The following is a 15,539-nucleotide window of genomic DNA, read 5'->3' as shown; positions in this document are numbered from 1 at the left end:
GACACACTTTTCCGTAGGCGTCTTTGAATGGAGATTCGACGATGGAAACCCAAAAAATTAAACTGCATATCGAAAATTATATAGGTGAAGTAGAGAAAGCAATTAGCGAGCCGATCGTGGATAGGGATGTTGGTCGAATAACAATCGACCCTGTAAAAGCCTTTATTCTCCTGTTACCAATGTTGAACGGGGAAAGGTGGAACAATCGTTTTCATACTGCGTCAATAGCGGTCGGCGCTGTTCATGCTGCTTTTGATGCACATGATTCAATTAATGTGTATGACGCTACCTCAAAGCAACAACAACTTACTGTTTTGTCGGGGGATTATTTCAGCGGAATCCATTATCGGCTACTTGCATCTCTGCCTGAATTTGGTTTCATCCGTTCCTTGTCTGAAACAATCGGACAAATCAACGAGACGAAGACGATTTTTCACGATCAATTACCGGATGGACCTGAAAATTTGATTGAAACAGTTAGAATCATCGAAGCGGGATGTATAACTGATTTTTTATATACATTTGGATTTGCACAATATGTCCCGCTTGCCAGTGCAGCATTATCGCTTCTATGGTTTGACGAGGGGAGCGCTGATTGCAATTCTATTTTGGATAAGCGTTCGCGCCGGACAATGAATGCTGCTGATGCGAATCATGCGATTTTTCAGCTTCATGCTGAAATGCAGATGGCGCTTGAAGCAGCTGATTATCTTCAGCCCTTTTTACAGCGCAAAATTCGTAACCTGGTGACACCGTTAATTGGTAAACTGAATTGAAGAAAAGAGGTATAACTCTTGTCGATATCAAAAGAACAGAAAGTTCACACCGTTTTCGAAAAAATATCCGTTGATTACGATAAAATGAATTCCGTGATCAGTTTCAACCAACATAAGAAATGGCGTGATGACATCATGTCACGTATGAACGTCCATGAAGGCGCTCGTACGCTTGACGTGTGTTGTGGAACTGCCGATTGGACAATCGCCATGGCGGAGGCGACAGGTGCCACTGGGCATGTTACAGGTCTTGACTTTAGTGAAGGTATGTTAGAAGCCGGCCGACCGAAAGTTGCAGCATATCCAACAATTACGCTTGTACAAGGGAATGCGATGGAATTACCTTTCCCTGACGATTCGTTTGATTTTGTTACAATTGGTTTCGGATTGCGTAACGTACCGAATTATTTAACCGTTTTAAAAGAAATGAACCGTGTCTTAAAGCCGGGTGGAATGATTGCATGTCTAGAAACTTCTCAATCTGAACTTCCGGGCTACAGGCAGTTATTCCGATTTTATTTCAAATTCATCATGCCCATTCTTGGGAAAATATTTGCGAAAAGTTATAAAGAATATTCATGGCTTCAAGAATCGGCAGATGATTTTCCAGGGATGAAACAACTTGCTCAGCTATTCACGGAAGCAGACTTCACTGGAGTATCTTTTAAGTCATACAGTGGTGGAGCAGCGGCTGGTCACGTGGGATATAAACAATAAAGACAGCAGGGGAAGGTAATCGTTTTGGAGAAATTGAAGTTATTGTCGCTTTATGGTGATTTCCGGAAGGATCTCGCTTATATAGAAAAGGAACTTGAACGATCCCTCAATTCATCTTCCCCCATCATTCGGCAAGCGTCACTACACCTGCTTCGTGCGGGTGGAAAAAGGATTCGACCTATTTTTGTTATCCTGTCTTCCAAGTTTGGCAACTATTCGTTGGAGGATGTGGCAAAGGTTGCTGTGTCACTTGAGCTTGTCCACATGGCATCTCTTGTTCATGATGATGTTATCGATGATTCAGATATGCGTCGTGGTCTTGAAACAGTGAGGGCACGTTGGGATAACCGAATTGCGATGTATACGGGGGACTTCATTTTTTCACGTGCACTTACATCGATAGGCGAGATTGAAATTCCTGCTGTTCATCAGCTACTTGCAGAGACTATGCTTGAAATTTGTAAAGGTGAAGTCATCCAAATTGATCATCAGCGAAAAACCAATCAGACGATACGGGATTATTTGCGGCGCATTAAACGAAAGACTGCACTTCTCTTATCATCCAGTTGTGAGCTCGGCGCTCTTGTTTCAGGAGCTGACCCTGCGAATGTAAAGAAATTGCGTCGCTTTGGTTATTTTGCGGGCATGGCTTTTCAAATTGTCGATGATATTCTTGACATTACATCGACGGATGAAGAACTTGGAAAACCGGCAGGCAGTGATCTGTTGAATGGTCATCTGACATTGCCCATCCTATACATAAAAGACGATGTTAATTTCCAACCTTATATGAAGCGGTCGTTTGACGGGACCTTAACGGAATCAGATCGTGAAGAAATGTTGACCTATATTCGCGGTACAGAGGCCATTCAGATGGCACAAGCTGTAAGTGATTTGTATTTGCAAAAAGCAATGGATGAAATAAGTGCGCTGCCAGATGGTGATGCAAATGCTAAAAAGGCATTCATGCAAATTTCTGCTTTCATTGGCAGACGTAAGTATTAGTGCTTTAACAGTTGAAAAATCAGGCATCGGATGGTACGATCGAAAAGGAGAAATCCTGATACATATATTAAGAAGGAGTGTTAACTATGGAAAAAACATTTTTAATGGTTAAGCCAGACGGCGTTCAACGTAATCTAATCGGTGAAATCGTGGGTCGTTTCGAAAGTAAAGGTTTCCAACTTGTAGGCGCTAAGCTTATGACAATTTCACAAGAACTTGCTGAGCAACACTACGGCGAACATAAAGAGCGTCCTTTTTTCGGCGAGCTTGTTGATTTCATCACATCAGGTCCTGTATTCGCAATGGTTTGGGAAGGCGAAAATGTCATCTCAGTTGGCCGTCTAATGACTGGCGCAACAAACCCGAAAGAATCTGCACCTGGAACAATCCGCGGTGACTTCGCTGTTACTGTTGGTAAAAATATCATTCACGGTTCAGATGCTCCAGAATCAGCTGTTCGTGAAATTGGTCTTTTCTTCAAGGATGAAGAACTTGTAACTTACGACAAATCAATGAACAACTGGATCAATTAATTACCTTAAACAGCCGTGCGAATTTCGCTCGGCTGTTTTTGTACTTTCGAAATGGGCTCCAATCCGTTATAATAGTAAGAATATATGAACGGGGGAACGCTAATTGCCGGATTATGCTGTATTCATTGGAAACGTTAAGAAAAAGACGGGTATCGATCTGTCACTGTATAAAGAAGCACAGATGAAAAGAAGGCTCACTTCTCTATATGAAAAAAGAGGATACCGTAATTTTATAGATTATTATGAAGCTATACATAATGACAAAGAGCTACTTGAGGAATTCCTTGATCGGATGACCATCAACGTTTCAGAATTCTACCGCAATGCACAGCGATGGGACGTGCTGGAAAAGAAGATTTTCCCCAAGCTCCTTGATCGAAATAAAAAACTGAAGATTTGGAGTGCTGCCTGCTCCACAGGCGAAGAACCCTATTCTATAGCACTTGTTTTATTAACTCATGTGCCACTGCGAGATATATCAATCTTGGCGACAGATCTCGATGTAGGCGTCATTGAACGGGCGAAAGTCGGTTTATACCCTGAAAGAGCTTTGAAGGAAGTGCCTGCCCCAATCGTGAAACAGCACTTTGTCAATGAAGGTCATTTTTATCAGGTGAAGGATGACATCAAACGGACCGTGACTTTTAAACAGCAAAACTTGTTAGAAGACCGGTACGATACGGGATTCGATTTAATTGTCTGCCGCAATGTAATGATTTATTTTACAGAGGAAGCGAAAAATCAGATTTACACCAACTTCTCCAAGTCGCTGAAACAGGGTGGAATTCTTTTTGTGGGTAGTACAGAGCAAATATTCAATCCTTCAAAATACGGATTAGAATCGGAAGATACGTTCTTTTATAGGAAAATTTAAAATATCCGGATAACTTTCCGGATATTTTTAATATAAACATATAGTCAAAAGCATCTTACTTTGGTAGAGTGCTATAAAACGAATGTTAATCCATTCGTCGGAGGAGGAAATTAAATGAGGTACTTCACAGCTGGTGAATCACACGGTCCGCAATTAACAGCAATCATTGAAGGGCTACCTGCCCAAATGGAATTGACTGCTGAAATGATTAATGGGGAACTTTCGAGACGGCAAGGTGGACATGGGCGCGGGAGACGCATGCAAATAGAAAAAGATCAGGTTGTCATTTCATCAGGTGTCAGACACGGTAAAACACTTGGTTCGCCGGTTACGTTGACGGTTGTTAACGATGATTGGAAACATTGGACCTCGATTATGGGGGTAGAGCCCCTTGCAGACGATGTGAAGCCAGAAGATGTAAAACGACAAATAACGCGTCCCAGACCAGGCCATGCAGATCTTGTGGGCGGTATGAAATATGGTCATCGGGATCTGCGAAACGTCTTAGAACGATCGTCCGCGCGTGAGACAACGATGCGTGTGGCAATCGGTGCGGTCGCAAAACAGTTCCTTCGCGAACTCGGTATCGAAACTGTCGCTCATGTAACAGAAATTGGAGGATTCACAACAAATCCAGATACATATGCAGAAAAAGGGACGGAAGAGCTCCGCAACATCATCGAGAATGACCCTGTCTACTGTGCAGACCCTGAGGCTTCGAAACTGATGGTCCAAGCCATTGATGACGCCAAAGGACGTGGTGACACGGTGGGAGGCGTTGTAGAAGTGGTCATTGAAGGATGTCCACCAGGAATTGGGAGCTATGTCCAATTTGATCGGAAGATGGACGGTAAACTCGCAGGAGCGATGATGAGCATCAATGCGTTTAAGGGCGTTGAGATTGGACTAGGATTTGAAATGGCAAAAATGCCAGGCAGTAAAGTGCATGATGAAATAGCTTGGAGCGAAGAACAGGGCTATTTCCGTAAATCAAACCGCTTGGGTGGCCTTGAAGGCGGAATGACGACGGGTATGCCGATTGTTGTCAGGGGCGTTATGAAACCTATCCCGACTTTGTACAAACCACTTGAAAGTGTTGATATTGATACGAAAGAACCGTTTGTTGCAACTATCGAACGCTCGGACCCTTGTGCGGTACCCGCAGCTTCTGTTGTGGCAGAACATGTCATTGCAACTGAAATGGCAAAAGCCATCATGGAAGAATTCCGTTCAGACACGATGAACGGCCTCAAAAAGGACATTGAAGAATATAGACGGTATGTAAAGGGGTTTTAATTATGGGGAAACTTACAGTTACTGTCCGGGACCATCACTATAACGTCCATATAGGTCAAGATACGTACAAACTATTTGCCACAGAATATGCTGAACTTCTAGATACTGTTGACCGAATTGCTATCATTGCGGATGAACGGGTTGCGGCTATCTATTTGCCGATGCTAGAAAAGGCATTGGAGTCTGTAAACTGTGAAATTAGTGTAAAAACAGTCCCTGCCGGAGAAAGCTGTAAAACCTCCGCTGTGTACGTCGATTGCTTATCTTTTTTGTTGAATGAAAAATTCACAAGAGATTCCCTTCTAATCGCTTTTGGTGGAGGCGCATGCGGTGATCTCACTGGTTTCGTCGCTGCGACATTCATGAGGGGGATTAGGTATTTGCAATGCCCTACAACAATCTTGGCGCATGACAGTGCAGTGGGAGGCAAAACGGCAATCAATATGCCAGAAGCGAAAAATATGGTCGGCTCTTTTCATCAGCCAATCGGAGTTCTATTCAACACGGAGCTCTTCGAATCGCTTCCGCCTCGAGAAATCAGATCGGGCATGGCGGAATTGTTGAAACATGCGCTTATTTCAGATGTGGAATGGACGCTCAAGTTATTGTCTACCCCTTCATTTTCTCAACCAAGCATTGAGTGGTTATCGCACGAACTGTTACGGGGAATCGAAGTTAAAGCGAAAATCGTCTCACAAGATGAATTTGAGCATTCAACTCGAAAGTATTTAAACTTCGGTCATACATTCGGCCATGCTGTAGAAGGTGTATGTGGATTCGGTGGTTTAAGCCACGGAGAGTCGGTTATGATCGGCATGGCATACAGTCTTATATTAAGTGAAAGTCATGGCGGGGTTGATGAACCGTTGACAAATCGCTTCATCCAATTTGCAAATACGCATGGCTATACATTCCAACCGGTTCATGACTATGAATTTGATGTATTTATGAATTATATGGAAAAAGATAAAAAGGTCTCTTTCGGTAAGCTGAATTTTGTTTTGCTTGATGGTATCGGAAAACCCTATATAAAAGAACTGTCAAAAACACAATGTGAACAAACATTCGAACAATTGAGGCGGAGGACGAAAGGGGATGGGGCGAAATGATGGTAAGAGGATTAAGGGGAGCAACGACAGTCGAAAATGACGTAGAACAAGCCGTTCTTGAAGCGACGCAAGCATTGGTTGAAGAAATGGCGATAGAGAACAGTATTTTGCCTGGGGATATCATTTCGGTACTTATCTCTACGACAACGGACATCAAATCGACTTTTCCTGCAAAAGCAGTTCGATCGATTGATGGATGGATGTACGTTCCGGTCATGTGTACGCATGAAATGGACGTTCCGGGGGCAATGCCATTATGCATCAGAGCACTTATGCATGTGAATACTGATATTCCGCAACGTTATGTTAAACATATTTATCAAAAAAACGCAGTTAAGTTACGACCGGATTTACAAAAGTAACTCATATCTATTGACCGGAGGGAATTTTATGAACTGGAAAAAAGCGCTTGATAGTATGCAACCTTATAAACCAGGCAGATCGATTGATGAAGCAAAACGTATATACGGTCTGAATGATGTTGTAAAACTTGCTTCAAATGAAAATCCGTATGGCTGTGCACCATCCGTCAGAGACTATTTGACATCAGCAGCAATCCAGCATGAAATGTATCCGGACGGCTATGCGGGTGGATTACGTAAGAAGCTTGCAGAGAAACATGGAGTTGACGAAACATCATTGTTATTCGGAAATGGCTCAGATGAGATCATTATGATTATTTCAAGGGCGCTCCTTGGTAAAGGAGTAAATACGGTTATGGCGGCACCGACATTCCCGCAATATGCCCATAATGCGAGAATCGAAGGGGCCGAAATCCGTGAAGTACCATTGAAGGATGGACAACATGATTTGGAAGGATTCTTGGGAGCTATCAATGGCGATACGGCTGTTGTTTGGCTGTGCAATCCGAATAATCCGACCGGGAATTTGATTCCTAGTGATGCTTTAAAGAGTTTCCTTGAACAAGTTTCAGAAAATAGCCTAGTCGTTCTTGACGAAGCATATTTCGAATACATTACTGACTCTGAGCATATCGACTCAATTTCATTGCTAGAAGAATTCCCAAATATCATTATTTTGCGGACGTTTTCCAAAGCATACGGATTGGCGGCCTTTAGAGTTGGCTATGCCGTTGGTCATCCGAAGGTCATTTCTAATCTCAATAAAGTGCGAAGCCCGTTCAATAATAACTCACTAGGTTTAGTAGTAGCGGAAAAAGCGCTTGGAAATGAAGCATTCATCGAACAATGCCGTAACCTGAATCATGAACAAAGGCAACGGTTTACACAGTACGCTTCTGACAACAACCTGCATTTATTTGATTCTGAAACGAATTTTGTATTAATTGCAGTGCCAACTGATGCAGATGATGCTTCAGAAAAGCTTTTGCAACAGGGATTCATCGTTAGAAGTGGCAATGCACTTGGAACTCCGGGCTATATAAGGGTGACGATTGGGTCTGAAGCTCAGACTAGCAACTTCTTCAAGGCATTTGATACATTGTTGCAATCCAGGGGTTCAGCCGTATGAAACCGAATGTCGCGATAATTGGACTTGGACTGATTGGTGGTTCGCTCGGGCTTGCCTTGAAACGTAACCCTGATCTGCAAGTAATAGGGTACGACCGATCCTTCAGTACGTTGGAGCAAGCATTCCGTAGGGGAATCATTGATACAATTGCCACGTCCATTGAGAACGCATGTGAACATGCGGATGTCATCATTTTTGCCACGCCGGTCAATACGACGGTTGCAATGATGCATCAAGCAGTCAACTGGAAATTAAGAGCTGACGTCATTATGACGGATACGGGCAGTACAAAAGGTCCAATCATGGATGCCGCAAGACAATTGCTTGAACGTGGAATTACGTTTATTGGTGGCCATCCAATGGCGGGCTCTCATAAAAGTGGGGTAACTGCTGCTAAAGAGCATCTATTTGAAAATGCGTATTACATATTAACACCAGATTCACAAACAGACAGCGCAAAGGTCGAGCAGCTCCGCATTCTACTCGGTCCAACGAAAGGTAAAATTGTCGTGCTCGATTCTGAAGAACATGATCGGATGACGGCAATCGTTAGCCATTTTCCGCATCTTGTCGCTTCTTCCCTCGTTGGAAGGCTGTCAGCACAACAAGAAGAGCAACCGTTTGTTAAAAAACTTGCGGCAGGCGGATTTCGCGACTTGACTCGAATTGCATCTGCAGATCCAATCATGTGGCGTGATATTACGACGCAGAACAGGGAAGAGTTGTTAAAGCAGCTTGACGGATGGCTTGAAGAGATGGAAAATGTTCGAAATATGCTAAAATCGAATGACCCCGACGAAATATATGATTATTTTGCAGGGGCGAAACAGTTTCGAGACGACTTACCGATTACGTCTCAAGGTGCATTCTATATGACATTTGATTTGCATATTGATATCCCGGATCACCCTGGTATCATTTCGGAAATCACAAAAATACTCGCGGATGAACGAATCAGTTTAACGAATATCCGAATCGTTGAGACGCGGACAGATGTCTTTGGAATTCTTGTTATAAGCTTCCAAACTACTGATGACCGGGAACGAGCAAAATCCGCACTTTCCAAAACAATGAATTTTAGTATGTACATAGTTTGAATGGGGGGCTTTTCTTGGTGGAGACGAAACTAGTGGAGTTCAATAAACCAAAATTGAAGGGTAATGTGGTAGTTCCAGGTGATAAATCGATATCGCACCGGGCTGTGATGCTCGGTTCCATCGCTGAAGGTAAAACGCAAATTACCGGATTCTTGGACGGAGAAGATTGCCTGCGAACAATTGATATTTTTCGACAACTCGGCGTATCAATTGAAAGGGATGGCACTAACGTATCAGTAGATAGCCCTGGAATGCAAGGATGGCAAACGCCTTCTGAGGATCTTTATGCAGGTAATTCAGGGACGACAGCACGTCTAATGCTTGGAATACTCGCAGGCTCAACTATCAAGTCCGTTTTGACAGGAGATGAATCGCTGTCAAAGCGTCCAATGAATAGAGTTACACTACCCTTGTCGTCCATGGGGGCTTCTGTAGTAGGAGAACCAGATGGCAATCTACTACCGCTTACCATTACGGGTGGACCGCTTTCTGCAATAGAATACGACATGCCTGTTGCCAGCGCTCAAGTAAAATCGGCTATTCTGTTTGCTGGTTTGAATGCGGAAGGGACAACTGTTATTAGTGAGAAGACAGTTTCGCGCGATCATACTGAACGTATGCTACTTCAATTTGGAGCAGAAGTTCAGGTGGATGGAACTAACGTTAGTGTCAAGGGCGGAAATATGCTCCGGGGCAAGAATGTGTTAGTGCCAGGTGATATTTCATCAGCTGCCTTCTTCATGGCTGCAGCTGCAATGATTAAGGGAAGTTCTGTTACGTTTACGAATGTCGGGCTTAATCCTACAAGGACAGGGATATTGGATGTGCTTACGAATATGGGTGCATGTGTTGAAATCCTTGAAGAAGTTAACGGAGCCGGCGAACCGTATGGTACTGTAAAAGTATCCTACGAAGGATTGCATGGTACTGAAATCAGCGGTGACTTAATACCAAGGCTCATCGATGAGCTGCCTGTTATCGCTTTGCTCGCAACGCAGGCAGAAGGAACAACAGTTATCAAAGACGCCGGGGAACTACGGGTCAAAGAGACAGATAGAATTGCCGCAGTAACATCAGAGTTGAAAAAGTTGGGAGCAAATATCGAAGCGACGGACGATGGGATGATCATTCATGGACCTACGGAACTCTCAGGTGGCACACTTGATTCTTACGGTGATCATAGATTAGGCATGATGGCGGCAATTGCAGCACTTGTCGCGTTAGATCCAATTCAAATTGAAGATCCGTCGTGCATAGCTATTTCATATCCAGGATTTTTCAGGGACTTGGAAAAGCTCGTTGTTTCGATAAATGTAAAACGATAACAGCTTGATGTATACATTTTGAAAGTTCAGGTGAAAATATGGGACAGTTAGAAGAAATTGAACGAACTATTTTAGAAGGTGATGTAGAAGTACTCACCGGTGTCATTGATCAGTTAACGGGGTCGACCGATTTTGATTTGCTCTATGAAGCGGCAGATTTATTTGCTAGTTACGGATTCATGGGAGAGGCTGATCGTCTTTTTGAAACGCTGCGACTTCATTTACCAGATGAGGCCCAGTTGAAAATTGATCGTGCCGGTACATTACTTGAGCTTGGGGAAGAGGATGAAGCGCTTCTTCTTCTCACCGATGTGGGTCCGGAAGACGAGGAGTATGTTCAAGCGCTTTTAGCGTTAGCGGATTATTACCAGATGTCCGGAATGGCAGAAGCAGCTCTTTCGAAGATTAAGGAAGCTCATGAACTTGTACCGGAAGAGCCCGTCATTCGGTTTGCGTATGCGGAATTGCTCCTTGATTCTGGGAAGTACGGAGAGGCTACACGGATGTATCTTGATTTGAATGATGAAACGGATGAAATCGGCGGCATTCGCATTGTTTCTAGGCTTGCGGAAACATATAGCGCAGGTGCTGCTTATGAAGAAGCAATACCTTACTACGAAGAAATGCTACAAGATAATACCTTGCCAGATACACTTTTCGGGGCGGCATTTGCCTACTTCCAAAGTGGCAATGCAGAAAGAGCGGTCACATTGCTCGACGATTTAATTGAAATGGATCCAGATTATTTTTCTGCCTATATGCTGGCAGGACAGTCTTTGTCAGTATTAGGTGAGGACCAAAGAGCTTACGACATGTTCAAAGACGGAATCCGCAGAGACGAATTTGATAAGGAACTGCAATTGACCGCTGGGAAATCAGCATTGAAATTAGGTATTCCAGAAAAAGCGGAAGAACATTTGAAAGAAGCATTGGCACTCGATCCCGAATACATTGATGCACTTATTACGCTTGCGTCGCTGTACAATGAGAGAGAACAAAGCCCTGAATTGCTCGATCTACTTACGTACTCACAAGATAATCAAGTCGACATTCCTTTATTGGATGCGTTTATGGCCTATGCGTACGAACGTGAAGAACAATATGACGATGCATACACATCCTATGGTAAGGCATATATTGGGATGAAGGATGACCACGATTTTCTTGGGAACTTCGCCAAATTCCTGCTTGAAGAAGGAAAACGTGATGAAGCCCTCAAAATAGTCAAAGAATTGGTTGAGATTGATCCTGACGATGAGAATTGGAGAGCTTTTCTGGAAGCACAAAATGACGAGGAGGTGTGACATGACGGCCATGGTTCCTGTCGCTGCTAAAAAGGACTTTGTGCGATGGTTCTTAAAGCGCTACAAATTGAAGCGCCGTGAATGTGTGTGGATTTTAAATTACCTTCTTAGCCATGAACAACTACTACAAAACGTTCACTTTACGGATGAAGCACATTACTGTCCAAGGGCAATGGTGATGTCAACGACTGGTTCAGAGAGCATTCCGTTCCGCTTTTATAAAGGGAACTTAATGACCGCTGATGCCGAGAAATCGTTCCATGATTTAAGACTTCATCCAGATGATAAGATGTATATACAACTTAATTTTTCGAACAGCCATACTTGTCCGGAATATGCAAGTGTTCGGGAGGAAAACCCTTTTCTTCCGGATTATTTACAAGTAAGCGAGGGTGACCGAGAAATTGCCGAGAAATTGCTTGAGGAAAGTGCTGCTTTGATGACCGTTGATATGCTTATGAAAAGAGTAGATGAAGCCCTTGACACAAATGACAAGGAACGGTTTATCGCATTATCTGCACTGTTGAATGACATGAAGGTATCGAAGAACTAACGACTCCCCCAATTTGGTGGAGTCCTTTACTGATTTTTCAAGGAGGTAATTTTGCAATGAACTGGACTGCACAAGATATGGATACATATTTGCAACAGATAGAATATATCGATACACTTATTGTACCCTTACTTAAAGTAGAGACAACGCCGGGGGATATGAAAAGAAGTGCGTCATCTTCAGAGTTTCTGATGCATCTTACGATGTTCATTGAAACGCAATTCAAAGGGCGTATGATGCTGATGCCACCATTTGCTTATACGACGTCAACGGATTTGACGGAGATGGCTGCAACGCTATCCCGCGACCTCTCGGTAGCCCCATTTAAACACGTTTTCTTCTTGACGACTGACTCTGCCTGGACAAGCATTAAAGTAGATGGTGAAGTAATCTGGCTGCCGTCGATTCCGCTTGAAAACATGGATCCACAATTAAGAAAAACCATTATTGAGGATCAACTTCGACAAGCCTTACCACGCTTCATGGAAAAGTGGTCGGAGCAATAAAATTCGATATTTGTTCACAAACTTTCATCGGTTCGGAAAGCAGGATTGAATTTCCTTTAGTATTGATATATCATAGATATGTCCTAGTATTACAATTAGCAAAAGAATGTCCGTTGGACTGACCTTTAAGTAAGAGGAGGGAAAATAATGAGCAAGAAAGTGTCAAGACGCCAATTCATGAGTTATACACTTATGGGTGTTGGTGGATTCATGGCTTCAGGTATGTTGATGCCGATGGTCCGTTTTGCAATCGACCCTGTCTTGCAGAAGAAAGATGAAGGAGACTACATCCTAACTCCGCAAAAATTCGATGAGCTTACGGAAATGCCGGTTCGTGTCGATTTCACTATCAAAGATCGCAAAGATGCCTGGTATAAATCTGACGTGTCAAACACTGCTTGGGTTTATAGAGAAGGCGATACGGTCATCGCGCTTTCTCCTGTTTGTAAACACCTTGGTTGTACGGTGAACTGGGGCGGCGATGAAAACCATTCAGACCAATTTTTCTGTCCATGTCACGCAGGACGTTATATGAAAAATGGTGAGAACGTAAAAGGAACACCACCGCTCGGACCGCTTGACGAATTTGACGTGAAAGTCGAAGACGGATTCGTGTATCTTGGAAAAACAAAACCGAACACATTAGTTTAAAAATGTAAGGGGGTACGACCGAAGTGCTAAATAAAATTTATGATTGGGTTGACGAACGGTTGGATATCACCCCGATTTGGCGGGATATCGCTGACCACGAAGTACCTGAGCACGTAAACCCTGCACATCACTTTTCTGCATTCATCTATTGTTTCGGAGGACTGACATTCTTTATTACTGTCATCCAGATTCTTTCTGGTATGTTCCTTACAATGTATTACACACCGGACATTGAAAATGCATGGAAATCCGTTTATTACCTTCAAAATGAAGTAGCATTCGGTGAAATTGTGCGTGGGATGCACCACTGGGGAGCGTCACTTGTTATCGTTATGATGTTCCTACATACGCTGCGTGTATTCTTTACAGGCTCTTATAAGAAACCACGTGAACTTAACTGGGTTGTCGGGGTAATGATCTTCGGCGTCATGCTCGGCCTTGGTTTCACTGGATATCTATTACCATGGGACATGAAAGCATTGTTCGCTACGAAAGTAGGAATTGAAATTGCGGCTTCAGTTCCGTTCATCGGTGAATCAATTAAAGTGCTCCTTGCAGGAGACTCAACGATTCTTGGTGCACAAACATTAACACGATTCTTTGCGATTCATGTATTCTTCTTACCGGCTGCTTTGCTTGGGTTGCTTGCAGCACACTTTATCATGATCAGAAGACAAGGTATTTCAGGACCGCTATAAGATTTAATGCAGTCCAACGATTTTAAAAAGGAGGGGACATTATGCAACGCGGAAAAGGGATGAAATTTGTCGGAGATTCGCGCATTAAGGCTAATAACAAGATGCCGAACGTCCCGAAAGATTACTCAGAATATCCGGGTAAAACGGAAGCCTTCTGGCCTAACTTCCTCTTGAAAGAATGGCTGATTGGTGCCGTTTTCCTTATTGGATATTTAATATTGACAGTTGCTCATCCGTCCCCGCTTGAACGTCAGGCGGACCCGACGGATACGATGTATATGCCGGTTCCAGACTGGTATTTCCTATCTATGTATCAATTGTTGAAGTATCAGTTCGCTTCGGGACCGTTTAATATTATTGGTGCTATTATCATGCCGGGTCTAGCATTCGGCGCATTGATGCTTGTTCCATTTATGGATACTACAAAGGAACGCCGTCCGTTTAAACGTCCGCTTCCTACTGCATTCATGCTTCTTTCATTCGCAGCTTTGTTCTACCTGACTTGGGAATCATACGTGAACCATGACTGGGATAAACAGAAAATACAAGGTGCGATTGTTGAAGAAGTTGAATTCGACACAGAATCTGAAGGCTATCAAATCTACGCTGGGGCGAGCTGTATTGGTTGTCACGGTGATGCATTCCAGGGTGGATTAGGTAAGCCGTTAGTAAATACAGGTCTTACTGCTGATGAAATCGTGACAATTGCGCACGATGGACAAGGCGACATGCCTCCTGGAACTTGGGAAGGCTCAGATGAAGATTTACAAATACTTGCCGAGTTTATTGAAGGCTTGAAAAACTAGTAACAAAAAAGAGTCAGGAAACTGACTCTTTTTTTATTACTTTGGAAATAAAATAGTTCTAGGCATATGGATAATCTACGAAAGACGATATTCCACGTCCAGACTCCAGCGCTTTTCGGGGCTGAACAGGCGTTTTAACTTTTGTTGATACATATTACGTTACTTTGGAGAGGTGCCCATGGGTTTATTTATACAGAAGATTTGGCTCGTCCTATCTCATAAATCATTTCTTTGGATTCTGTTATTTATTAACTTGAGCGGCACGGTATTCGGCTATGATTGGTATATGTGGCAACTTAAAATCACGGAGCCAAAGTTTTGGGTTTTTGTGCCGGATAGTCCCACGGCAAGCCTGTTTTTCACGCTTGCCATCATCGGCTGGCTAATCGGTAGGAACTTTAAGCTAATTGAAGCGCTCGCGCTTATAACGCTTGTTAAATACGGTTTATGGGCTGTCGTTATGAATCTCCTGACGCTTGCCGAGACAGGTTCAATTGGATGGATGGGTTGGATGCTTATCGGCTCCCATTTTGCGATGGCGCTTCAGGCAGTATTGTACAGCCCATTGTATAGGTTTTCACTTATCCATATTGTGATTGCGGCAGTTTGGACACTGCATAATGATGTCATCGATTATGTTTATGGCCAAATGCCGATTTATCTGGATTTGATGAAACATATGGATCATATCGGTTACTTCACATTTTGGTTATCCATCGCCTGCATTTTGCTTGCTTATTGGGTATGGAAGAAGAGATCGAACACTGTCATATGGTAATAGTAAATAGTTGCGGATGA

18 protein-coding genes are annotated in these 15,539 nt (G+C 43.2%); all 18 read left to right on the top strand.

Translation table 11 applies throughout. From position 1 onward, the window contains the following. Positions 1–41: 41 nt before the first annotated feature. The 18 genes from I2484_RS04620 (at position 42) to lhaT (ending at position 15,519) form a co-directional block, all read left to right on the top strand. The gene (locus I2484_RS04620) at positions 42–776 is read left to right on the top strand and encodes a heptaprenyl diphosphate synthase component 1 (protein ID WP_207149856.1); all 735 of its coding nucleotides are present in this window, start codon (positions 42–44) and stop codon (positions 774–776) included. Between the two features lie 18 nt (positions 777–794). Further along, entirely contained in the window at positions 795–1,493 is a 699-nt protein-coding gene (locus tag I2484_RS04615; protein ID WP_207149855.1) for a demethylmenaquinone methyltransferase, read from the top strand. Between the two features lie 24 nt (positions 1,494–1,517). After that, positions 1,518–2,498: a polyprenyl synthetase family protein gene (locus tag I2484_RS04610; RefSeq protein ID WP_207149854.1), complete on the top strand. Its 981-nt coding sequence runs from the start codon at positions 1,518–1,520 to the stop codon at positions 2,496–2,498. Positions 2,499–2,584: 86 nt separating this feature from the next. Next, positions 2,585–3,031 (top strand): nucleoside-diphosphate kinase, encoded by a 447-nt coding sequence (ndk, locus tag I2484_RS04605; RefSeq protein WP_207149853.1) that lies wholly within the window; start codon positions 2,585–2,587, stop codon positions 3,029–3,031. Between the two features lie 103 nt (positions 3,032–3,134). Then, positions 3,135–3,905, top strand: coding sequence for a CheR family methyltransferase (locus I2484_RS04600; protein WP_207149852.1), 771 nt, complete (start codon positions 3,135–3,137; stop codon positions 3,903–3,905). Positions 3,906–4,019: 114 nt separating this feature from the next. Next, a complete protein-coding gene (gene aroC, locus I2484_RS04595) occupies positions 4,020–5,201 on the top strand; it encodes a chorismate synthase (RefSeq protein WP_207149851.1) in 1,182 nt (393 codons plus the stop codon). A 2-nt stretch (positions 5,202–5,203) separates the two neighbouring features. Beyond that, positions 5,204–6,310, top strand: coding sequence for a 3-dehydroquinate synthase (aroB, locus tag I2484_RS04590; RefSeq protein WP_207149850.1), 1,107 nt, complete (start codon positions 5,204–5,206; stop codon positions 6,308–6,310). Further along, on the top strand, positions 6,310–6,672 hold the full coding sequence (gene aroH / locus I2484_RS04585; RefSeq protein ID WP_207149900.1) for a chorismate mutase: 363 nt from the start codon (positions 6,310–6,312) through the stop codon (positions 6,670–6,672). The genes aroB and aroH overlap by 1 nt, the downstream gene beginning before the upstream one ends. 28 nt (positions 6,673–6,700) lie before the next feature. Then, the gene (gene hisC / locus I2484_RS04580) at positions 6,701–7,801 is read left to right on the top strand and encodes a histidinol-phosphate transaminase (protein ID WP_207149849.1); all 1,101 of its coding nucleotides are present in this window, start codon (positions 6,701–6,703) and stop codon (positions 7,799–7,801) included. Next, positions 7,798–8,898: a prephenate dehydrogenase gene (locus I2484_RS04575; protein ID WP_207149848.1), complete on the top strand. Its 1,101-nt coding sequence runs from the start codon at positions 7,798–7,800 to the stop codon at positions 8,896–8,898. Before hisC ends, I2484_RS04575 begins: the two co-directional genes overlap by 4 nt. 17 nt (positions 8,899–8,915) lie before the next feature. Further along, positions 8,916–10,223, top strand: a complete 1,308-nt coding sequence (aroA, locus tag I2484_RS04570; RefSeq protein ID WP_207149847.1) for a 3-phosphoshikimate 1-carboxyvinyltransferase — start codon at positions 8,916–8,918, stop codon at positions 10,221–10,223. A 38-nt stretch (positions 10,224–10,261) separates the two neighbouring features. Further along, entirely contained in the window at positions 10,262–11,527 is a 1,266-nt protein-coding gene (locus I2484_RS04565; RefSeq protein WP_207149846.1) for a tetratricopeptide repeat protein, read from the top strand. A 1-nt stretch (position 11,528) separates the two neighbouring features. Next, positions 11,529–12,080, top strand: a complete 552-nt coding sequence (locus I2484_RS04560) for a ReoY family proteolytic degradation factor (protein ID WP_207149845.1) — start codon at positions 11,529–11,531, stop codon at positions 12,078–12,080. A 56-nt stretch (positions 12,081–12,136) separates the two neighbouring features. Beyond that, entirely contained in the window at positions 12,137–12,586 is a 450-nt protein-coding gene (locus tag I2484_RS04555) for a DUF2487 family protein (protein WP_207149844.1), read from the top strand. 144 nt (positions 12,587–12,730) lie between these two features. Then, entirely contained in the window at positions 12,731–13,237 is a 507-nt protein-coding gene (locus tag I2484_RS04550) for a QcrA and Rieske domain-containing protein (protein ID WP_346014154.1), read from the top strand. 23 nt (positions 13,238–13,260) lie between these two features. Continuing rightward, positions 13,261–13,935, top strand: a complete 675-nt coding sequence (gene qcrB / locus I2484_RS04545; protein WP_186671094.1) for a menaquinol-cytochrome c reductase cytochrome b subunit — start codon at positions 13,261–13,263, stop codon at positions 13,933–13,935. Between the two features lie 41 nt (positions 13,936–13,976). Continuing rightward, a complete protein-coding gene (locus I2484_RS04540) occupies positions 13,977–14,741 on the top strand; it encodes a menaquinol-cytochrome c reductase cytochrome b/c subunit (protein ID WP_207149842.1) in 765 nt (254 codons plus the stop codon). 178 nt (positions 14,742–14,919) lie between these two features. After that, positions 14,920–15,519: a lipoprotein heptaprenylglyceryl N-acetyltransferase LhaT gene (gene lhaT, locus I2484_RS04535; protein ID WP_207149841.1), complete on the top strand. Its 600-nt coding sequence runs from the start codon at positions 14,920–14,922 to the stop codon at positions 15,517–15,519. The last annotated feature ends 20 nt before the right edge of the window (positions 15,520–15,539 follow it).

This window comes from Sporosarcina sp. E16_8 (assembly GCF_017347095.1).
GTDB lineage: Bacteria > Bacillota > Bacilli > Bacillales_A > Planococcaceae > Sporosarcina.
The sequence above is the reverse complement of the archived record's forward strand: the minus strand, read 5'-3'. Positions and strand labels throughout refer to the sequence as shown.